General features: G+C 67.1%; 19 protein-coding genes and 1 pseudogene. 9 read left to right on the top strand and 11 right to left on the bottom strand.

The features are described from left to right. The first annotated feature begins 198 nt into the window (after positions 1-198). Positions 199-663, top strand: a complete 465-nt coding sequence (locus tag AMOR_RS23660) for a hypothetical protein (protein ID WP_248354786.1) — start codon at positions 199-201, stop codon at positions 661-663. A 24-nt stretch (positions 664-687) separates the two neighbouring features. Here AMOR_RS23660 and AMOR_RS23665 read toward each other — a convergent pair whose 3' ends face one another. Both AMOR_RS23665 and AMOR_RS23670 read right to left on the bottom strand, forming a co-directional pair. Further along, positions 688-1,656: a PAS domain-containing protein gene (locus tag AMOR_RS23665; RefSeq protein WP_248354788.1), complete on the bottom strand. Its 969-nt coding sequence runs from the start codon at positions 1,654-1,656 to the stop codon at positions 688-690. A 222-nt stretch (positions 1,657-1,878) separates the two neighbouring features. Further along, the gene (locus AMOR_RS23670; protein ID WP_248354790.1) at positions 1,879-2,367 is read right to left on the bottom strand and encodes a dihydrofolate reductase family protein; all 489 of its coding nucleotides are present in this window, start codon (positions 2,365-2,367) and stop codon (positions 1,879-1,881) included. A gap of 439 nt (positions 2,368-2,806) precedes the next feature. Between AMOR_RS23670 and AMOR_RS23675 the strand changes: the two genes are divergently transcribed. After that, a complete protein-coding gene (locus tag AMOR_RS23675; RefSeq protein WP_248354792.1) occupies positions 2,807-3,637 on the top strand; it encodes a sulfurtransferase in 831 nt (276 codons plus the stop codon). Positions 3,638-3,740: 103 nt separating this feature from the next. On the opposite strand, the gene AMOR_RS23680 is transcribed toward AMOR_RS23675, so the two are convergent. Then, on the bottom strand, positions 3,741-4,595 hold the full coding sequence (locus AMOR_RS23680) for a class I SAM-dependent methyltransferase (RefSeq protein WP_248354794.1): 855 nt from the start codon (positions 4,593-4,595) through the stop codon (positions 3,741-3,743). Positions 4,596-5,046: 451 nt separating this feature from the next. Here AMOR_RS23680 and AMOR_RS23685 point away from each other — a divergent pair, with 451 nt between their 5' ends. Further along, a complete protein-coding gene (locus AMOR_RS23685; protein ID WP_248354795.1) occupies positions 5,047-5,487 on the top strand; it encodes a hypothetical protein in 441 nt (146 codons plus the stop codon). A gap of 81 nt (positions 5,488-5,568) precedes the next feature. On the opposite strand, the gene AMOR_RS23690 is transcribed toward AMOR_RS23685, so the two are convergent. The 3 genes from AMOR_RS23690 to AMOR_RS23700 all read right to left on the bottom strand — a co-directional run bounded on the left by AMOR_RS23690 (position 5,569) and on the right by AMOR_RS23700 (position 7,140). Beyond that, a complete protein-coding gene (locus tag AMOR_RS23690) occupies positions 5,569-5,841 on the bottom strand; it encodes a hypothetical protein (protein ID WP_248354797.1) in 273 nt (90 codons plus the stop codon). After that, complete coding sequence (locus AMOR_RS23695; protein ID WP_248354799.1) at positions 5,814-6,590, bottom strand: hypothetical protein; 777 nt, start codon at positions 6,588-6,590, stop codon at positions 5,814-5,816. The genes AMOR_RS23690 and AMOR_RS23695 overlap by 28 nt, the downstream gene beginning before the upstream one ends. Positions 6,591-6,765: 175 nt before the next feature. Next, positions 6,766-7,140 carry a hypothetical protein gene (locus AMOR_RS23700; protein ID WP_248354801.1) on the bottom strand — a complete coding sequence of 125 codons (375 nt, stop codon included), beginning with the start codon at positions 7,138-7,140 and terminating at the stop codon, positions 6,766-6,768. 139 nt (positions 7,141-7,279) lie between these two features. Here AMOR_RS23700 and AMOR_RS23705 point away from each other — a divergent pair, with 139 nt between their 5' ends. The 4 genes from AMOR_RS23705 to AMOR_RS23720 all read left to right on the top strand — a co-directional run bounded on the left by AMOR_RS23705 (position 7,280) and on the right by AMOR_RS23720 (position 10,331). Continuing rightward, a complete protein-coding gene (locus AMOR_RS23705) occupies positions 7,280-7,798 on the top strand; it encodes a protease complex subunit PrcB family protein (protein ID WP_248354803.1) in 519 nt (172 codons plus the stop codon). A 230-nt stretch (positions 7,799-8,028) separates the two neighbouring features. Then, positions 8,029-9,207: a sialidase family protein gene (locus AMOR_RS23710; RefSeq protein WP_248354805.1), complete on the top strand. Its 1,179-nt coding sequence runs from the start codon at positions 8,029-8,031 to the stop codon at positions 9,205-9,207. Beyond that, on the top strand, positions 9,204-9,500 hold the full coding sequence (locus AMOR_RS23715; RefSeq protein WP_248354807.1) for a MoaD/ThiS family protein: 297 nt from the start codon (positions 9,204-9,206) through the stop codon (positions 9,498-9,500). Before AMOR_RS23710 ends, AMOR_RS23715 begins: the two co-directional genes overlap by 4 nt. A gap of 351 nt (positions 9,501-9,851) precedes the next feature. Beyond that, positions 9,852-10,331, top strand: a complete 480-nt coding sequence (locus AMOR_RS23720) for a hypothetical protein (RefSeq protein ID WP_248354809.1) — start codon at positions 9,852-9,854, stop codon at positions 10,329-10,331. Between the two features lie 1,543 nt (positions 10,332-11,874). On the opposite strand, the pseudogene AMOR_RS23725 reads toward AMOR_RS23720, so the two are convergent. From AMOR_RS23725 to AMOR_RS23735, 3 genes and pseudogenes are all read right to left on the bottom strand, one after another. Then, positions 11,875-12,342: pseudogene (locus AMOR_RS23725) on the bottom strand (ATP-binding protein); the annotation flags it as partial. A gap of 169 nt (positions 12,343-12,511) precedes the next feature. Continuing rightward, on the bottom strand, positions 12,512-12,958 hold the full coding sequence (locus tag AMOR_RS23730; RefSeq protein WP_248354810.1) for a hypothetical protein: 447 nt from the start codon (positions 12,956-12,958) through the stop codon (positions 12,512-12,514). 7 nt (positions 12,959-12,965) lie between these two features. Beyond that, positions 12,966-13,544 carry a hypothetical protein gene (locus tag AMOR_RS23735; RefSeq protein WP_248354812.1) on the bottom strand — a complete coding sequence of 193 codons (579 nt, stop codon included), beginning with the start codon at positions 13,542-13,544 and terminating at the stop codon, positions 12,966-12,968. Positions 13,545-14,171: 627 nt separating this feature from the next. Here AMOR_RS23735 and AMOR_RS23740 point away from each other — a divergent pair. Then, positions 14,172-15,194, top strand: coding sequence for a carcinine hydrolase/isopenicillin-N N-acyltransferase family protein (locus AMOR_RS23740; protein WP_248354814.1), 1,023 nt, complete (start codon positions 14,172-14,174; stop codon positions 15,192-15,194). Between the two features lie 238 nt (positions 15,195-15,432). Here AMOR_RS23740 and AMOR_RS23745 read toward each other — a convergent pair whose 3' ends face one another. After that, positions 15,433-16,296: a carbohydrate ABC transporter permease gene (locus tag AMOR_RS23745; RefSeq protein WP_248354815.1), complete on the bottom strand. Its 864-nt coding sequence runs from the start codon at positions 16,294-16,296 to the stop codon at positions 15,433-15,435. Further along, entirely contained in the window at positions 16,293-17,258 is a 966-nt protein-coding gene (locus AMOR_RS23750) for a carbohydrate ABC transporter permease (RefSeq protein WP_248354817.1), read from the bottom strand. The genes AMOR_RS23745 and AMOR_RS23750 overlap by 4 nt, the downstream gene beginning before the upstream one ends. Before the next feature lie 261 nt (positions 17,259-17,519). Between AMOR_RS23750 and AMOR_RS23755 the strand changes: the two genes are divergently transcribed. After that, on the top strand, positions 17,520-18,845 hold the full coding sequence (locus AMOR_RS23755; protein WP_248354819.1) for an ABC transporter substrate-binding protein: 1,326 nt from the start codon (positions 17,520-17,522) through the stop codon (positions 18,843-18,845). The last annotated feature ends 46 nt before the right edge of the window (positions 18,846-18,891 follow it).

Consider the following 18,891-nt stretch of genomic DNA (forward strand, 5'->3'; position numbering starts at 1 on the left):
AGCGAGCTGGCGAGCGGGAAGGGGAGGAGCCACCGGTTCGAGCGCGTCGGGAAGCCGGAGTACGGGCGGATCGGCACTTAGATCGCCACGATAGGGCGGTGACCACGAGACGCTCGGGGCACGCGAGCGCTGCGCTTCGTGGCGACTTCGACGAAGACGCATCTAGGCTTCGGGTTCAGCCCGACGTAGCTTGCGGTCATGACCTACGAGGTGGATTTCACGAACGTGTCGACCATCGGGCTCGAGTCGTCGCCAGTGGCGGCCGCGCTCGCGGGTTTGCGTGCCAACGAGGCCCGCTACTTCAAGAACAAGTATGACCACGACTTCGTGGTCGAGCCCGCGGACAAGGCCCAGAAGACGATCGAATGGGTGCACCGGATTCTGAAGCAGGAGCGCGACCTCATCATTCAGTCCCGCCCACTCGAGGCGACGGCATTTCAGGTCGAGAACATCCGAATTGCGTACGTGTTCTACGAGAGCGGGCTCTCGATCAACGTGATGTACACGATCGACGACAAGAAGAAGCGCGCCGTCGGCTTCAAGCTCTCCGACGGGATGGAAGTCCCGCCCGAGCTCGCGCCTCGCTTCAAATTCGCGAAGCAGAAGTCGAAGCTCGCCGGCACCATCCGCGGCTCGTTCTTCGTGATCAAAGGCGAGTATTGAGAAGACGCTGCGTGCCCACCGCGTTCAGCCAACGGGATCGAGCAGCCGATTCTGGCCGGTCAGCTTCTGGATCGCGGTGACGTCCTGCACCGTCTCGAGGCAGCCGAGGTACTTGCCGCCCTCATCGCGGACCGGCCAGTAGCGGACGTGAATCTTTCGCGGCCCCATGTCGAACCAGAACTCGACCAGCTCGCGGCGCCCCGCCTTGAAATCGCCCAGGATCTCTTCGACCAGGCTGAAGCTCTTCTGCGGATGGCAGCGCTGAACCTCCTTGCCGATGACGCCGCGGGACCGGTCGACGATCTGCGCGCCGCGCTCGTGGCTGAAGTACCGGACGCGATCGTCCTGATCGACGAAGGTGAGCTGAATGGGGAGCGTGTTGAGGATCGCCGCGAGCACCTCGGGCTTCAGCCCCCAGGAGAGGTCCTTCAGCTCCACGCGCGAGACGATCTCCGCCGCCAGGTTCCAGTATCGCTCGCGCGTCCCCCACCCGAGATCCCTTTCCATCTCCGCGATCTCCTCGAGGACGTCCTCGGCGTCCTCTGGCGAGAAGAGCCGGTTCGCGAGTGGGTACAGGACGTCGCTCTCCTTCCGGCGGTGCCGCTCGTCGAAGGACGCGTACGCACGGAAGGTCTCGACGAGCTCGCCGATCCGGTCGCGCGCGCCGTCGATGTATGCCTTCGCCGCCGCATCGAACCGGCTCACCAGCTCCCGCGCCTGCGCGTGCTCGGTCACCATCGCGGCCACGAGACCGCCCTCCGCCTGGGCTGCCCGCTGGGCGAGGCGCGGAAAGACGGCCCGCTCCTCCTTCTGGTGATGCCACCCCTGGACGAAGCCCACGAGGTAGTCGCGAAGGTCGGCGACGAATCCGGACGTCGGCGGCAACGGCTCCGCGAAGGCCCTCGCGGCGGCGGCGAGAACCCGGGCCGTCATGTCGTGGTCCTTCGTCTGGATCTCGAACCAGGTCGTCAGGGTGGGCTGCACGAAATCCATCGCCGTCGCTCCTGTCGCCTCGATCGCGGGCGACTCCGGTGAAGGGCGCATGAATACCACGCATCGGGCCATCCCCCGCTCATCGTGCCGGGCCGTGTAGGCTTCCGGATGGGACCGGGGTGCGAGCGCGGCCGCTGCAAGCGTCCATCTCACCGAGCAGCTCCCTGCAGAGCTTCCTTTGAATTTCGTGATGCGGCCGACTCGGGCTGGCGAGGCCGACGGCTACCTTCTCGGCTCATACCGCATCGCCACCGCCCCCGAGCCGAACTCCAACCGGCTCACGAGCCTCAGATCGACATGCTTCGATAGCCCCGCCAACAACGTCGGCCCGTGGCCCGCTAGCCTCGGCTGCACCACGAACTCGTACTCATCGATCAATCCCAGCTCCGTCAACGCCAGCGGAAGCTTCACGCCTCCCACCAACAGTCCCTTACCCGACTCCCGCTTGAGCTGCTGAACGGCCTTCCCCAGATCCCCGCGCACGAGCTCCGCGTTCCAATCGACCCGGTCCAGGGTGCTCGACACGACGTACTTCTTTGCCGCGTCGATCGTCCGGGCGAAGGGTTCCATCCAGGCAGGCCTCGCTGCCGTCGGCGCCGACGGCCGCCACGCTGCCTCCATCATCTCGTACGTCACCCGGCCGAAGAGGAGGGCATCGGCCCGGACGAGGTTCTCGGTCGCGTGACGATGCAGGTCTTCGTCCACCAACATTGCACGATGATCGCAGCACCCGTCCAATGTGACGTTGATGTAATACCGAAGCGGTCGCATTACGCAACACTCCCGGCGATGGGGTAGTCAAGCACGGCTAGCCGGCGTCAGGACCACGACGGCAGGGGTTCGGCCATCGACGGCTTGTCGCTACCGCTTGGTGGCCGCGGCGTATTCCGGAATCGACATCCATCAGCATCGTCCTTATTCCAATGGGGCCGTTCGCTTCAGCGGCTGCTGCTGTCGCGCAAGGTTCTAGTCTTCCGTCGGGTTCAGGCGCTACGGATACGGGGCTCATGGGAACTGATCAGCGCTGTCACAGCGGTGATCGGTCGAGTCGACCGACGTACCGCATCCGCGCCACGCCGCGCCGCGCCGCGTGATCGGCGTCCATCGCCAGGCGCGGACCCTCGGGCGGCGACCGTGGTAAGAACCGAGCATGCCGCTCATTTCAGGGGAAGAGTTGGTCGCCCGTCTGCCGGCCTTTCGCGTGTTCGACGCACGCCCGGGTCGCACGGCATACACAGCTGGTCACGTGCCGGGTGCCCTCCATGCCGATCTGAACGTTCACCTCAGCAGCGCCTCCGAGCCGAGCTTCAATCCCGCGATGGGTGGCCGACATCCGCTGCCATCGCTGGCTGCGTGGACCGCCCTGCTGGGCGCCTGGGGAGTGGGTCCCGAGACGACGGTCGTGATCTACGACGCCGCGAACGGGAGTAATGCCGCGGCGCGGATGTGGTGGATGCTGCGCGCAGTTGGCCATGAGCGCGTCTGCGTGCTGGACGGTGGCCTCGAGTCGGCGCTGCGTGCTGGCCTGCAACTTGTCACCGAGGATCCGTCTTCGCCGGCACAACGCGCCGCCTATCCCTGCGGTAACTGGCAGCGGCCGAGGGTCGGGATCGCAGATCTTGAACAGGTCTTGCAGGATCCGAGCTGGAAGGTGCTCGACGTTCGAGCCCGAGAGCGCTGGCGCGGAGAAGTGGAGACTCTCGATCCGGTGGCCGGCCGGATTCCCGGAACGGTGAATCTGCCGTTCGCCGAAAATCTCGAGCCGGACGGAAGGTTCAAGTCGTCGGCGGCGCTCCGGGAGAAATACCTGGCCGTACTTGGCGGGACACCTCCCGCGAGAGTCGTGGTGCACTGCGGCTCGGGCGTAACGGCGTGTCACACGCTTCTGGCCCTCGAAATTGCAGAGCTCGACGGCGCGTCCCTGTACGTCGGCTCGTATAGCGAGTGGTGCAGGAGCGCGAGGCCGGTCGGGCGCGGGTGAACTTGTCGTATCATGTGAGCTGACCGCAGTGGACGCAGTGCGCGAACCCCACGCAGTGGCATCCCACCGTCGATGAGATCCATCGCCTGGCGAATGGCGAGTCCTACGGTTTGTAGCCCACCGCGACGAGCGACTCGCACGGGGCAACGAATCCGTCCGGGCTTTCGTACCGTTTCATGACTTCCTCAACCTCATCCCAGATCGACTCACGCTCCTGCGTCGAGAGATGCGCCATCATGTGATTGAACCCACCGAACGATTCGCGCTGGAACCGAATGCAGTGTCTGGCGGATGGCATCCGTAACGGTGTGGAAACAACGCGCGTCACGACGTTGCCGAACCCGGCTCGGTCCAGCGCGTCCCGCAAGACGCCATCCGCGCCGAGGCTGAACGGTCCCGGCTGCCCCGGAGCGGGCGGCGGAAGCTGGGCACGTCCGCGAATCACCGAAAGTGGCGTCGAACCCCAATCGTTCTTCTCTGGCGCCGTGTAGACAGCGACGACCACCCTTCCGGTGGGTCTCAGCACCCGATACCATTCAGAGAGAGCGCGATGGCGGTCGGGCATATACATCAAGCCATAGCGACACAGGATGGCATCGAATGAAGCGCCGGGCAAATCGGGGTTTTCACCGTCCATCACGCGGGTTTCGAAATTCCGCATGCCGCGCTGTTCGGCGGTCTGTCGGGCGAACGCGATGATGTTCTCGGAAAGATCGGTCGCCAGCACGTAGCCACTCGCTCCGACCCGTTCAGCGGCGCTGAGCGCCGGCTCGCCGGCGCCAGCGGCGATGTCCAGGACACGGTCGCCGTGGGTTATCCCCGCGAGATCGAGCATCGTCGCGGTCACCTCTGCGAACCAGTTCTCCAGGGTCGGTCCCCATCGATGCCAGGCGGCTCCGTCCTTGTTCCATTGATCATGCTGCGTTTGCTTGTATCTGGCGGCGTCAAAGTCCGGCATGACGATCTCATATCCAGTGAATGGGGCACAGGCAACAACCGCCACGACAGTGACGGGCGACAGAGGTGATTCTTGGACCTCGGTGCTGGGCCGAACCTCGACGAGAGGAAGCGCGGCGACGAGCTCTTCGCGCCACTCACGGCGACGCCCCACGACCACGAGTACCCGTCCGCGCCGAGCCGTCGGGCAGAGGCAGAGGACGGGGGACGAGCCCAAGATGCGTGCGGTTTCCCATCGTCATGCTCCCGGTGGGGGAGACGGGGCCCACCACGACCGGACTACCCACCCGTCCCTCCGCACGGGCGGCAGGGCAATCGCCTGGGATGGAGGAAGTGGATGTCGTAGCCTGGGAATGTCGATCTTCTGAGGTTTTCGACCCACGCTGGGGGAGTCGATGGCTCTCGTAGAGGCACCCGGCCGGAGCTTGTCGCCGCAGCGTCCGTGGCCGTCGATGGTCGCGACGCTCCTGCTCTTCCTTCTGATCGCGGTGGCTGCCGCGCCTACGTGGAGCCTGAGCCAGGGAGCCGGACCCGCCGAGGAGCGCTCGCGCACAGACGCCGAGCGCGCCCCGAAGGACGCTCTTAGCCTCTGGCTCCACGACGACGGGGCGGGTTATTCGCGGATCGTTCTCGAGACGGCCAACGGCGTGTACGTCCGCGAGTGGCGATCTGCAGAGAGCCTCGACGAGAGGACCCGACACGAAGTGAGAGAGGCGCTGGACACGAATACGCCACCTTCGCGCGCCGTCCTGATCAAGGTGCGCCCGGAGGTCAAGTTCGTGACGCTGAAAGGCCTGATGCTCGCGTGCGGGCCAAAGGAGCCTGCCGGCTACCGCACGTACGTGGAGGTGGTGGCCCAGTTCCCTATTCGCGTACTCGGCCCGCGCCGGTGACGAATCCGCGACACCTCCGGCTCGCGATTCGGGTTTCTTCATCCGAGGCTGCGGGGCGCGTCGCGTCCAAATCAAGGACCGCTACTGCGATGTTTCCTCGAGGTGGACGGTTTGGCCTGGCTCCGGAACCAGCCGCTCGAAGTCAGACCATTGGCTGAGCCATGCGGTGACCTCGAGGCCTTCCTCCCCGAGGTTTTCCGAGTAGTCGGTGATGTGGACGCACTCCGTGTTGGCGGCCTCGCCCGACGACGTCTTCACGGAGAGGGGACAGGGCGTCGCGCTGTCGGGCGTACTCCGCGAGGAGCAGGCGACGCGCGTCAACGCGCTCAGGGCGCGTATCGAGCGATCAACCATGGCAGCCACAGCTCACTCTCGCCCCGCGCGTCCGATGCTGCGGGCTCGAGCAGCCGGCAGCACGCGAGCGCGTCATCGAGCGAGTCGATGAGGCCATCGGCGTTCCGAACGACGCTCGCATCTCGCAGGAGCTCTCCCTCGTCGATGTGGAGCGACTCTGGGCTGTTAAAGGTGCAGCCGACGGAGGCGACGAGGACCTCGTGTCCCAGCGGAATGCCCCCTCCCACGAGCGGTGAAGGGCGCATGCAGATCGCGCGATGGAGTGCGGTGGGGAGGGGTTCGTGACCGGCCTTCGGCGCGGATGGTGCGGACTTCTGGCAGAACGTGCTCACGAGTGTCTGGTGCAGGCCGACTCCCCAGAGCTCGAGATCGGCCGCGTTGCGCAGGAACGACCGCGCAGCGGCGCGGGCATCGTCCAGGTCGAAGAACAGATCCCACGCGCCGAACACCGAGCCGAAGGCAGCGTCCGCCCAGCTCATCACCTGGTCGAGCTCGGCTTCGGCGATCCCGAACATCGCCGCTTCCCCGATCCGCCGCTCTCGCGCTTCGTTGCACCACGACAGCGCCCAGGTCTCGGGGAAGAAGCGGCGTTGCGAATGGTCGTGCGCCATGGACACGCGGCGCAGCTTTGTGCCGGTGCAGTCGTGGGCGCCGGTCCAGCGAGACACGAAGTAGCCAGCGGCCACGTAGCCTTGAAGGTTCGCGTTCACGCTCGAAGCGGAGTCCGGCATGTCCGGGGCGCTGACCATTTCAGCCGATTCAATGTGTCGAGCGCGCAGATGGTCGGAACGTCCTTGAACCACACGGGCTCCGCGCGCACGATCACCCTGTAGGCAATCCTCCGCGAGAGCCCGAGCAATCGGAGGACCCGGTGCATCGCGGACGCCCAGAAGATCGGTTCTGGAAGAAAGAGGCGCATGTGAATCAGCAGTACCGCCCCCGCGAGACGATGAAGTCGATCTCGCCGTACTCCTCCAACCACTGAAAGCCGTTCTCGGTCGAGGGTTCCATGAACGGCTCCAAGAGCCCGAGCACGTAATCCAGAGAGTCCTTGGTGAGGCGCCACGTGAATGCGTTCCGCCCCGTGCGCCGGATCCCGGTCTCCCGCTTCGACCGCTGCACGAGGACCCGGCACTGATCGACGGCTTCGACGCCGGGGAACGTCGAAAGATCGACCCCCTGCTCCGTGAGGCTGGAGAGCGCCTCGGCGAGTGCGCGGACCACGTCGGCGCCACCGCCGTAGAGCAACAACGTCGGCTTTCGGTTGGGGGTCGCCTGGTCCAAGTACTCCAGCTTCATCGGTTCCCTCCGCCCCAGTCTACCGCGCCGCTCCGGCGACGGGCTCGTAGGTCCACCGTCAGATGGGACCCGCGCGCGATCAGACCCGGGGGGCGCAGCTCGCACCGCCGTTTGACTGTCGGAGTGATAGCCTGACTACATGAAGACCTTCCTGGCCATCCTGCCCGCCGCGGCAGTCGTTCTCGCTTGCGGAGCCGACCACCCGCAAAGCTCGCTCCACGTTGACCTTCCCGGGACGGCGGTGGCGGTGACCGAGATCAGGACCAGCGGAGCGCCTCCCCCGGCCCCTGCTCGGGCCAGCGGCTCCGGTTTCACGGAGCCTGCGAGACTGGTCATCCGCTCCCAGGAGGAGTGGGCCAGCACCTGGGCGCTGATTCACGGCAGCGCGTCCACGTCGCCGCTGCCTCCGGTGGATTTCGGCGCGGACATGGTCGTCGTCGCGGCGACTGGGACGCGTGGCTCCACTGGCTACGACATCACCATCCCTGACGCCGCGCTCGATGCGGGGACGCTCCGAGTCGGCGTCGTCGAGACGACCCCGGGGAGCGGCTGCGTCTTCGCGACCGTCCTCACCAGCCCCGTGGCGGCGGCGAGAGTCCCGCGCCATGACGGCCCGGTCGAGTTCGTGGACAAGACGGTCGCCATCGCGTGCCAGTGATAGGTCGCCCCACGGTCCTGCCGCCCCGACGGGGGAGGCAGGCGAGGCGTCCCGCATGAGCCCGATGATTCGAAGGACGCTCCCCGGTCAAACCCGTGCGGCCACGACGCGCTCGCGCCAAGAGACGGACGGCCGGGCAACTGCGCTGCCGCATGAAGCGTGGAGCCGTGCGCGTGACGAGCGCCCCGCGCGCGCGGCGGCTCGGAAAGGGGACGCGTATGAGTGGTGGAGTGCGAGTCCTGGTCGGTACGCGCAAGGGAGCGTTCCTGCTCACCTCCGACGGCACGCGCCGGCGGTGGGACGTCTCCGGCCCACATTTTGCGGGCTGGGAGGTCTATCACATGAAGGGATCGCCGGCCGATCCGGACCGGCTCTACGCGTCCCAGACCAGCGGGTGGTTCGGGCAAATCATCCAGCGTTCGGACGACGGCGGCAGGACGTGGCACCAGCCCGGCACCCCTCCCGGCGAGTCGACGACCACGCCCGACGGCATGCCCAAGGGCGAGAGCAACAAGTTCGTCTACGACACCTCTCCCGAGACCGGGAAGCCGCTCACCACGCACCAGCACTACGACGGCTCGCAGCGGCCCTGGCAGTTCAAGCGCGTGTGGCACCTCGAGCCGTCGCTCACCGACCCCGATACCGTCTACGCCGGCGTGGAGGACGCGGCGCTGTTCCGGACGACGGACGGCGGCCGGACGTGGCACGAGCTGCCCGGGCTGCGCGGCCACGGCACCGGGCCGCGCTGGCAGCCCGGGGCGGGTGGGATGTGCCTGCACACGATTCTGCTCGATCCGAGCGACGCCGATCGGATGTACGTCGCCATCTCGGCCGCGGGCGCATTCCGCTCCGACGACGGCGGCCGGGCGTGGAAGCCGATCAACCGTGGGCTTCGCTCGGAGTACATCCCGGAGCCCACCGCCGAGGTGGGCCACTGCGTCCACCGCATCGCCATGCACCGCTCGCGCCCGAACGTGCTGTTCATGCAGAAGCACTGGGACGTGATGCGCAGCGATGACGGCGGCGAGTCCTGGCGCGAGGTGAGCGGCAACCTGCCGTCCGACTTCGGGTTCGTGATCGACGTCCACGCGCACGAGCCGGAGACGATCTACGTGGTTCCGATCAAGAGCGACTCCGAGCACTTCCCTCCCGAGGGACGCCTCCGTGTCTACCGCAGCCGCACGGGCGGAGGCGAGTGGGAGGCGCTCACGGAAGGCCTTCCGCAGCGGGACTGCTACGTGAACGTGCTGCGCGACGCCATGGCAATCGACGCGCTCGAACCCTGCGGCGTCTATTTCGGCACCACCGGCGGGCAGGTCTACGCCTCGGCCAACGCCGGCGAGAGCTGGGCGCCCATCGTGCGCGATCTGCCCGCCGTCCTCTCCGTCGAGGTGCAGGCGCTGAGATGATCCGGATCGTGCTCCCGCCGCACCTACGCACGCTGGCGCGCGTCCACGGCGAGGTGACGGTCGAGGTCGACGGACCCGTCACGCTGCGCGCGGCGCTCGACGCGCTCGAGGCGCGCTACCCGGCGCTCCGCGGGACGATCCGCGAGCACGTCACGCTCGAGCGCCGCCCGTTCCTGCGGTTCTTCGCCTGCGAGGACGACCTGTCCCACGCGCCGCCCGACGCTCCGCTGCCGGAAGCGGTGGCGAAGGGAGTCGAGCCCCTGATCATCCTCGGCGCGATCGCGGGCGGCTGATCCTCCCGTCCCCCACGCGACCGATCTCGAAGCGATGAGGCGGCCTCGCGGCGGTTCGCCGGCCCCTCGACGCGTGCCGCTGGCCAGCGGCGTCACCCGGCGGTTCACGGTGCGCGTGCGCGATATACTGGCGCGCGGCGTTCGCCGCAGTGCCGCGGTCTGCATCGCGTCGCGTTCTCGCGGGCTCGCACGTTCGAGTGGGGGCGGTCGATGCGCGTTGGACTGGCGGCTGGGTTCGGTGTCTTTGCAGCGTTCCTGGTCGCGTGGCCGCATCGTGCGACCGCGAGCTCGTCGTCTGGCCTCGAGATCTCCGTAGGAACGTTCACGCTGCGCGTCACCTACGTCGACGTCGTGCAGTACGGCGACCAGGCGGATCGTGCCATCCAGGACCCGCGTCGAGTCCTGTTCACCGTGGCATCGTTCGTCCAGGCGAATGCAGCCGCGCTCGCGAGGATCGACGCGACCGTCTGGGCCGAGATCGGCCGGGTCAGGGACGAGGCCCCGACGCAGCTGACGGTGAGCTACGACGTCGCGGCGACCGGGGATCACGTCCTGCTTCGCGACGGCCCTGCCCGCAAGGACGTCGAGCAGGACATCGTCAGCACGCTGTGCGCTGCGTTCCCGGCGGGCTGTGCAGTGAAGCCGGGACCGGTTCTCGAGCTGTACGCGTGCCCGGGCACGAGCCGCTGCGAAGGGCTCGTTCAGTTCGGAGCCCTCCCGTCGCCGCAGATGAAGGAGCGACTCACGCTGCTCGCGCCGACCGCCGGTCGCACGAGGCGGATTCGTGTCGAGCGCCGTCAGATGACCCGGTACTTCCGCGATTTGAAGTGAGCGCTGGGGCTCATGCCCTTTCGGACCCGGGTTGCGGCCCAAGGAACCGAAAGGAAGAAAAGCCCCGGAACATCCGGGGCTTCTAGATGGAGGCGCCGAGAATCGAATTCCGGTCTTTGTCCTCTCGATGGGCTCTCCGAGAGGACATCTCGGGACATCGTGGGCGCTCGCGATGACCCATGACAGCCCATCGAGAGCCTACGACGCCCACGAGTTGTGGGCGCGAGGGGGTGGACGAGACCGACGCCTCCTCTACTCACGCCGCCGCCTCAGGGGGCGCGCGCGTTGGTGTCACTTTGCCTCGCGGTCTCGTGGACGGCTCGAATGCGAGACGGGTGAGTCGCGCCATCTTGCGCACTCCTGCCGAACGGATCCTTGGCATCGGGAGCGGCGGCGTACCGAACGAGCGCCTGAATGAAATCGGGACTGCCGCACGTTTGGGCGGCAAGAGTTAAAGGACTAGAATTCGATGAGGGGCACGTCACATTCAACTTCACACCGCAACGCAGACGCATCACGTTTAGAAAAGCCAAGCTGTTCGTGGCTTCACACGTCGTAGTCAGATAGCAGAGGGGAGGCGACCCGGTGAACGAGTCGGGCGCGTTTCCGTCCATGCCCCATTCGCATAGTTGGCTAACCGCGAAGACGTTGTCTTCCGAGATCAGGTGAACGAACGCATCGCCGGTTCGAGCGCCAGCGTCAACGAGAAGGCGTGCAATCTCTATCCGTCGAAACTTGGCGGCACGGCTTAACGCGGAATCCTGTCGCGGCGTGCGCCTCCGGCCAACAGCTATATTCCTGGAATCGAGAAACGCCTTCACGCATCCGTAATCGTCATCCTGAACGCATCGCAGCAACTGCTCCTCGGTTTCGCTAATGTGGCGCTCATTCAGATAAGCCCGTGCTCTTCCGGCGGCAGTGAAGTGGCGAACCCAAAATGATGACACTTCGGAAGTGTTCTTGAGCATCGCGGCAGTGGCAGCAATGATCGACGTCCCAATAAGGACCACCTTCCAAGAGTGTCTTAGCTGTCGCCAAAAAGACTCAGCGCGCTTTTGGTGTGTCGCGGCTCTCCTGCTGCTCATCGGGACTCCTTGATTGTCGGCACAAACGTCCGCGGTGAGTCGCTGGCGCACGCTCCCGTGTCCGCCAGCGAAACGGCACGATACTCCCGACGCGTCGTCGTGAGTGAACTCGGGGTGCTGACCATATCAGCCGATTCAAGTTGCCGAGAGCGCAGATGGAGCGCGCATGGCCGAGCCGAGGCCACGGCTCGGCGGCGCGAGTACGTGGCCGCAGGGTAGGTTGCCTACGGTACGAGAAGAATAAGCCTCCGGAATACGGACCGTATCCGCCCTTCGGTCGGTGTCCACGAAACGGATCAAGCCCAAGGACCGGTTCCCGAGCTGTACGAGTGTCCGGGCACGAGCCGCTGCGAGGGGCTCGTTCAGTTCGGAGCGCTCCCGTCGCCGCAGATGAAGGAGCGACTCACGCCGCTCGCGCCCACCGCCGGTCGCGTGAGGCAGATTCGTGTCGAGCGCCGTCAGATGACCCTGGACTTCCGCGATCTGAAGTAAGCTCTGGGGCTCATGCCCTTTCGGACCCGGGTTGTGGGCCCAGGGGTCCGAAAAGAAGAAGAGCCCCGGAGATTCCGGGGCTTCCTTCTAAGTTTATGCGACGGGCGGGCGAGCGGGCGAAAGTCAAAAGCGTTGGTGACTGTGGGGCTTGCGTCGCGACGAGGGTTCGGTGCCAGTTCGGCCAGATCGTACCCCCGCCGGCACGCCTCGTGACCGAGGGCCTGCGCGAGGTGGCTCTTGCCGACGCCGGACGGGCCGACGAAGAACACGTTCTGGTGCTGCTCGACGAAGCGGCAGGTGGCGAGGTCGGCGATCTCCTTCTGCGAGACCTTCGGACAGGTGGAGAAGTCGAAGGTCTCGAGCGTCGTCTGCGGATCGAAGGCGGCGCGGCGCAGGCGCATCTTCAGCTTGTGCTGGGCGCGTCGCTCCACCTCGTCCTCTACGAGCTGGGCGAGGAACTCGACGTACGAGAGCTTCGAGTCGGTGGCGCCACGTTGCGGAGCTCGAGCGACTTGAGGATGCCGCTGAGCCGCAGCCGCTCTCGTCGTGGGTCCTGGTGTAGTTCGGTCTGTACGGCCGCGCGACGCTACGGCCGCTACGCGATCACCGCCCGGGGCGGCAAGCGTCCAAGTCGCGGCGCGCGAGCACCCGGCGCTGCCCTGTGTGCGGGTCGGCCTCTGAGAGCGCCACGTCGTAGATGTCCTCGCGGTAGCGCACGTCGAGCTCGTAGCGCCAGCCGGCGCGGGGGTTGAGCAGCGCGGCCGCGCTCGTGTTGCGGCGGCCGGCGAAGAACGACGAGGTGTCGAACGTCACCAAGAGGTAGCTTGCCTGGCCGGCAGGCAAGTCGAGGGTCAGTTGCGCGTCGTCGAGCTTCACCGTGCCCAGGTATTCGACGCGGCATTGTGCATCAAGCCGGTGGACGTGCAGCGCCGCGGTTACCCCGGCCTCCAGGCGCGGCCGAACCGACAGGTTGCCACCCGGGACGGTGGGGTACGTTCGCAGGCCGGAGCAGGCACATAGCCCGCAGAGCAGAGCGATTGCGCGGCGCACGGGCCCGTCAGTTCTTCGTCATGTCGGGACAGCCGACGTTCTCGCCCGTGGCCCAGCCGGTGATCGCGCGGATGAGCGGGTCGGACCCGACGGTTGGCGCATAGACGTCGAGGCGCGTGCGGTTGCCGTCGAGCGGGAAGGCGTCGGCGACCAGCAGGTACAGCCCGCCCTCGGGCTCCTTGCCGGGAATGATGACGCCGCCGCCCTGGTAATGGCGCTGTACGTGCAGCTCGAGCTTCTGCCGGTTGACCAGCACCGTCGGCTTGTACGTCGCGAGGATGTTCTGGTAGCTGCCTCCCGCGTGCGAGACGGTGCGTACGCTCACCTGGAGGCACTCAGGGGCCTTCGCCTGGAATGTCTTCGCGACGTCGCGGAACGGCCGCTTCGCCTCGATGGTCAGCTTCTGTCCGAAGGTGGCGCCAGGGATCTGCTCGCGGAATTCCTGCGCGGTCTGCGGGAAATGCACGCAACCGCCGAGCAGGGCAAGTGCAGAGAGTAGGAGGATCCGGTTCGCCGCAGCCGCCTTGTCGATCATTGGCTTCACCGTGGGCTGTTCGTGGGGCTGCGCGTCGCGGAACTTTGCCATGAGTGATGGCCTCGGGGCGTGGGGACGACGATGCCGCACCCTGGACGAGTGGGTTCCAAACCCCGTGCCAGGTCCCGGCGTCCCGCCGTCGCCGGGCTCGAACCCGACGAGAAGGAGGTGCTCGGTCCCGTCTGCCTCAAATCGAAAGATACCAGCCCACAGTCCTCCCGGCCCGGCTCCTCATCGGCAGCGAACCCTAGGGCGCGGAACTCGCTGCTCACCCAGCGGCACACGTCATGCCCGAAGCATCACGGGTTGATGAAGGAGTCCTTGTACTGCGTGCTGTTGAACGTGGGGATGAACGTGGGGATCTTGAACCGGACCCGGCCTCGCACCTTCCCATCCTGCCCGACTTCGACTCGGAGTGGGGGGCCAAAGCCGCGGCACCACGGGAGACCAAACCCGAAAACGACAAAGCCCCCGAGTTCCGGGAGCTTGAAGTGGAGGCGCCGGGAATCGAATGCCGGTTCTTGTCCTCTCGATGGGCTCTCCGAGAGGACATTTCGGGCCATCGTGGGCGCGCGCGATGGCCCACGAGCGCCCATCGAGAGCTCATGATGCCCACTGATTGTGGGGGTCGGTCCGCGGTGTCCAGAGCGCGTCTCGTACGCGTGCTACCGTCTCCGCGTGCGCACTTTCCTCGCCGTCCTGCTCGTCGTCGCCGCCCGGCCGGCGCTCCCGTGCAGCGCCTTCCTGCGCGAGGGCCCGGCCGGTCCGGTGATGGGGAAGAGCTACGACTGGGACGACGAGCGCGGCCTGGTGCTCGTGAACAAGCGCGGGATGGAGAAGCGCGCGCTGGTGCTGTCGCCCGGCCAGACGCCCGCGGCCTGGAGCAGTCGCCTCTCGAGCCTCACCTTCAACCAGTACGGGCGCGAGCAACCGAACGGCGGCATCAACGAGGCTGGGCTCGCGGTCGAGGTGCTCGTCCTGCCCGACACCGCGTACGAGAAGCCCGATGGGCGGCCGGTCGTGACGGAGCTCGGCCTGGTGCAGTACCTGCTCGACCAGGCCTCCACCACGTCCGAGGCGGTCGAGCTGGCGCGAAAGGTCCGCGTTGCTCCGGTCCACGCCCGGCTTCACTACTTCCTGTGTGATGCGCGGGCCACCTGCGCAACGCTGGAGTTCCTGCGCGGTGCCCTCGTGGTCTCGACCGCCGACGCGATGCCGGTGCGCGCCGTGACCAACAGCTCCTATGCCGCGTCGATCCGCGTGCTGACGAGACCAGCAGGGAATGCCCATGGGTCCCTGACGCGTTTCGCACGGCTCGCGGGTGAGCTCCGGGACGCCTCCGAGGGCGACCCCGTCGCAGCTGCTTTCGCGATCCTGGACTCGGTTCGGTTCGAGGACTCGACGCAGTGGCAGATCGTCTACGAGCTCCGGGCGCGGCGCGTGCATTTCCGGAATCTCCGCCACCCCAGCGTCAAGACGGTCGCGCTCGGCGACTTCCCGTCCGCCTGCGCCGAGCCGGTCCTGATGCTCGACATGGCCTCGGACCAGGCGGGCGACGTGGCTTCGGCCTTCGTCCATTACCGCGAGGAGGCGAACCGCGCGCTGGTCGAGGCGACGCTTCGGTCTCGCCGCGCCAAGCTGCCCGCCGGGACCTCGCGGCGCGTGGCCGCCTATCCGTCCACGCTGGTCTGCGCACCGTGATGAACGGGCGGCGTCGAGCACTGAATGGGCGGCGTTACGAGCACGGGCGTTCGAGACGCGAACGTGAACTGCTGCATTACGCCGTCGATCTTGGTCGGTGCACGAAGAAGGTACGCCTGCCGTTCCGCCGGGCGCGGTCATGAGGACCCGACCGACGACGTAGCCACCCGACTCCCGTGAGCCGGCTGCGAGCATGAGGCGCTCGAGTGTCTCGAACGATCCGAGCCTTGCCGGGCCGTCAGCCCTTGAGCGAGCCCGCCATCAGCCCGCCGAGGAAATAGCGCCCCAGGAACGCGAAGACCACCATGGTGGGGAGCGCCGTGACGAGGGCGCCGGCCATCTGCACGTTGTACAGGGCGGCGAAGGAGCCCGCGAGGTTCTGCAGCGCGACCGTGACGGGCTGCGAGGCCGGATTGCTCGTGAGGGTCACCGCGAACAGGAACTCGTTCCAGATGCTGGTGAATTGCCAGATGCCCACCACCACGAACCCCGGCACCGACAGCGGAAGGGCGATGCGCAGGTAGCCGCGGAGGATCCCGGCGCCGTCGAGCGCGGCGGCTTCGATGAGCTCGCGTGGGACTCCGGCGTAGTAGTTTCGGAAGATGAGCGTGGTGATGGGGATGCCGTACGCCACATGCGTGAGCGCCAGCCCGAAGAGCGTGTCATAGAGGCCGAGCCGCTGCAGGAACTGCACCAGTGGGATGAGGATCGCCTGGTAGGGGATGAACATTCCATAGAGCAGGAACGCGAAGACGGCCTCGGAGCCGCGGAAGCGCCATTTGTCCAGGAGATAGCCGTTGAGTGAACCCCAGGCCGAGGAGATGGCCACCGCGGGGATCGTCATGAGCAGGCTGTTCAGGAGGCCCGGGGCGATTCCGCCCGAGCCCTCCAGCGCCGGCGTGAGGGCGTCGCGCCAGGCGCGGGTGTGGAGCCCGCTGGGGAGGCTCCAGATGCTGGTGGTGTTCACCTCACGGAGCGTCTTGAAGCTCCCGGCCAGGGCCACGTAGACGGGTATGAGGAAGAGGGCGGTCAGCACGCAGAGAGCGGCGTAGAGGGCGATGCGCGAGGGACGGATCCGCCGGGAACGGCGGGCGGCGGTCACGCCCGTCCTCCGGCGCGGAGCTCGCGACGCAGGTAGGGGAGCACCACCACGGCCGAAGCGAGCAGCATCACCATCGCAACCGCGGCTCCGCGCGCCCACTGGTTCCCCTTGAACGCGGAGTCGAACAGGTAGATGGACGGAAAGTCCGTGGCGGTTCCCGGTCCGCCGCGGGTCATGACGAAGACGAGGTCGAAGATCTTCAGCGAGGTGTAGCCCAGGATCACCACCGCGCTCACCACCACTGGCCTGAGCATGGGGACTAGGACGTGCCGGTACAGCTGAACCTCGCTCGCGCCGTCCACCCGCGCCGCCTCGCGTACCTCGTCTGAGATGCCCCGCAGGCCGGCCAGGAACATGGCCATGGTGAAGCCCGACATCTGCCAGGCAGCGGCGAGCACTACCGCTCCCAGCGCCGCGCGGGAGTCGGTGGTGAGCCCTGGCCGGAGCACGTTCACGCGCAGGGCGTCGAGCAGGTGCCACAGCGGCAGGAGCAGCCGGACGTCGAGCAGCCAGCGGCGCACCGCGTTCACGCCGATGGGCTCCAGCAGCTCGTTGATCCCGGTGGTGGGGTTGAAGATCCAGGCCCATATCGTGCCGGTCACCACGAACGAGAGCGACATCGGGAGCAGGAAGACGTTCCGGAACACGGCCCCGCCCCGCAGCTTTCGATCGAGCAGGATGGCCAGGAAGAGCCCCGTACCCAGGCATACGAACTCGAACGCCGCCGTGAACACCACCGTGTTGAAGGCGTCGTTGGGCCAGAAGCGGCGGGCGGAGAACAGGCTGCGGTAGTTCTCCAGGCCGACGAACGGGAAGCGCGGTAGCAGGCCCTCCGCCGGCGCGATCTGATTCCAGCCGGTCAGCGATGCGTACCCGGTCCAGGCGATGAACAGGTACACGAACAGCACGGTGGTAGCGAGGGCCGGGGCGAGGAGCAGCAACGTGAGCCGGGCGTTTCGCACGAGCCTGCGCTAACCGCGGGAGGCGCGCCGCGAAGGCCCGCGGTGGGCACCTGCTCGCCCGGGTACGCCGCCCTCCAGGCGGCGCGGGGGACGCATGTCCGGTCGGATCCTTCCCCTCCTTTCCCGCTCGTCGGCTCGTGGGGGCGCTCCGAGTAGCGTCGCCCGCGGTACCGCGCGGCCGCACGTTATCGCCGTGGGGCCCCCAGGTCCGGATGGCGGCCGGCGGCCCGGTGGGCCGAGCCACGCTGGGAGGGCGGGACGATGCGAGGCAAGTTCAAGGTCGAGGCGATGCTGTCGATGATGGTGCTGACGGCGGGGTTGCCGTCGCGAGGCGCGGCCGCGGACCAGGGCCTGGAGATCTTCACCTACTGGACCGCCGGCGGCGAGGCGGACGGGCTGGCGGCGCTGGAGAAGGTCTTCTCTGCGAAGCACCCGGGCGTCCAGATTCGCAATGCCGTGGTGGCCGGGGGCGCAGGGTCCAACGCCACCGCCGTGCTGGCCACGCGCATGCAGGGCGGGAACCCGCCCGACACGTTCCAGATCCACGGCGGCGCGGAGCTCATCGACACCTGGGTGAAGACGGGGTTCATGGAACCACTCACCAAGCTCTACAAGGACGAGGGGCTCGACCAGAAGTTCCCGAAGCAGCTCATCGACCTGGTCAGCTACCAGGGACAGCCTTACTCCGTGCCGGTCAACGTGCACCGCAACGGCGTCCTCTGGTTCAACAAGAAGATCTTCTCCGATAACGGCCTCACGCCGCCGGAGACATGGGATGCCTTCTTCGCGGCCGCCGACAAGCTCAAGGCCAAGGGGATCACGCCGCTGGCCCTGGGCGACAAGGACAAGTGGGAGTCGCTCCAGCTCTTCGAGGACATCCTGCTCGCCACCCTCGGGCCGGACGACTACAAGGCGCTCTGGGCCGGCAGGCTGGCGTGGACCGATCCCAGGATCACAAAGGCTCTCGAGACCATGAAGCGCGTGGTCGGCTACGTGAACGACGACCACGCCACGCTCACCTGGGATCAGGCCACCGGCCTGGTCCTGCGCGGCAAGGCTGCGATGAACCTCATGGGTGACTGGGCCAAGGGGTACTTCACCTCGAACGGCTGGGAGGTGGGGACCGACTTCGGCTGGGCGCCCGCCCCGGGGACCAAGGGGAGCTTCATCGTGGTGACCGACACCTTCGGCCTGCCAAAGAAGGTCAAGAACCGGGCGGCGGCGCTCGAGTGGCTTGCGGTGCTCGCCTCGGTGCCGGGCCAGGACGCCTTCAACCCGAAGAAGGGCTCGATCCCGGCGCGCGTCGACGCCGACAAGAGCAAGTACGACGCCTATTCGAAGGGCGCCATGGCCGACTTCGCCGCCAACGCGCTCGTCCCGAGCGAGGCGAACGGCCCCGCGACCGTGCCCGCCTTCCTCACCCCCATCACCGATGCCATCTCCGGCTTCGTGAACGACAAGGACGTGGCCCGCGCCCAGTCCACCATCGCGCAGGCTTGCAGGGAGACCGTGGGCTGCGCCGCAGGCGTGGCCACTGCGAAGCCAGGGTCGGGGGCCTCGAGCACCGGAAGCGGACAGGGGCAGTGAGTCATCCGCGCTGGCAGCGACGGTCCCGAGCCTGGGCCGACGTACC

This window comes from Anaeromyxobacter oryzae, assembly GCF_023169945.1.
In the GTDB taxonomy this organism is placed as follows: domain Bacteria; phylum Myxococcota; class Myxococcia; order Myxococcales; family Anaeromyxobacteraceae; genus Anaeromyxobacter; species Anaeromyxobacter oryzae.

What these genes read in the sequence shown, in the direction of transcription:
- AMOR_RS23660 (WP_248354786.1), top strand. Translation starts at nt 199, where the DNA reads ATGACCTACGAGGTGGATTTCACGAACGTGTCGACCATCGGGCTCGAG.
- AMOR_RS23665 (WP_248354788.1), bottom strand. Translation starts at nt 1,656, where the DNA reads ATGGATTTCGTGCAGCCCACCCTGACGACCTGGTTCGAGATCCAGACG.
- AMOR_RS23670 (WP_248354790.1), bottom strand. Translation starts at nt 2,367, where the DNA reads ATGTTGGTGGACGAAGACCTGCATCGTCACGCGACCGAGAACCTCGTC.
- AMOR_RS23675 (WP_248354792.1), top strand. Translation starts at nt 2,807, where the DNA reads ATGCCGCTCATTTCAGGGGAAGAGTTGGTCGCCCGTCTGCCGGCCTTT.
- AMOR_RS23680 (WP_248354794.1), bottom strand. Translation starts at nt 4,595, where the DNA reads ATGCCGGACTTTGACGCCGCCAGATACAAGCAAACGCAGCATGATCAA.
- AMOR_RS23685 (WP_248354795.1), top strand. Translation starts at nt 5,047, where the DNA reads ATGGTCGCGACGCTCCTGCTCTTCCTTCTGATCGCGGTGGCTGCCGCG.
- AMOR_RS23690 (WP_248354797.1), bottom strand. Translation starts at nt 5,841, where the DNA reads ATGGTTGATCGCTCGATACGCGCCCTGAGCGCGTTGACGCGCGTCGCC.
- AMOR_RS23695 (WP_248354799.1), bottom strand. Translation starts at nt 6,590, where the DNA reads ATGGTCAGCGCCCCGGACATGCCGGACTCCGCTTCGAGCGTGAACGCG.
- AMOR_RS23700 (WP_248354801.1), bottom strand. Translation starts at nt 7,140, where the DNA reads ATGAAGCTGGAGTACTTGGACCAGGCGACCCCCAACCGAAAGCCGACG.
- AMOR_RS23705 (WP_248354803.1), top strand. Translation starts at nt 7,280, where the DNA reads ATGAAGACCTTCCTGGCCATCCTGCCCGCCGCGGCAGTCGTTCTCGCT.
- AMOR_RS23715 (WP_248354807.1), top strand. Translation starts at nt 9,204, where the DNA reads ATGATCCGGATCGTGCTCCCGCCGCACCTACGCACGCTGGCGCGCGTC.
- AMOR_RS23735 (WP_248354812.1), bottom strand. Translation starts at nt 13,544, where the DNA reads ATGGCAAAGTTCCGCGACGCGCAGCCCCACGAACAGCCCACGGTGAAG.
- AMOR_RS23755 (WP_248354819.1), top strand. Translation starts at nt 17,520, where the DNA reads ATGCGAGGCAAGTTCAAGGTCGAGGCGATGCTGTCGATGATGGTGCTG.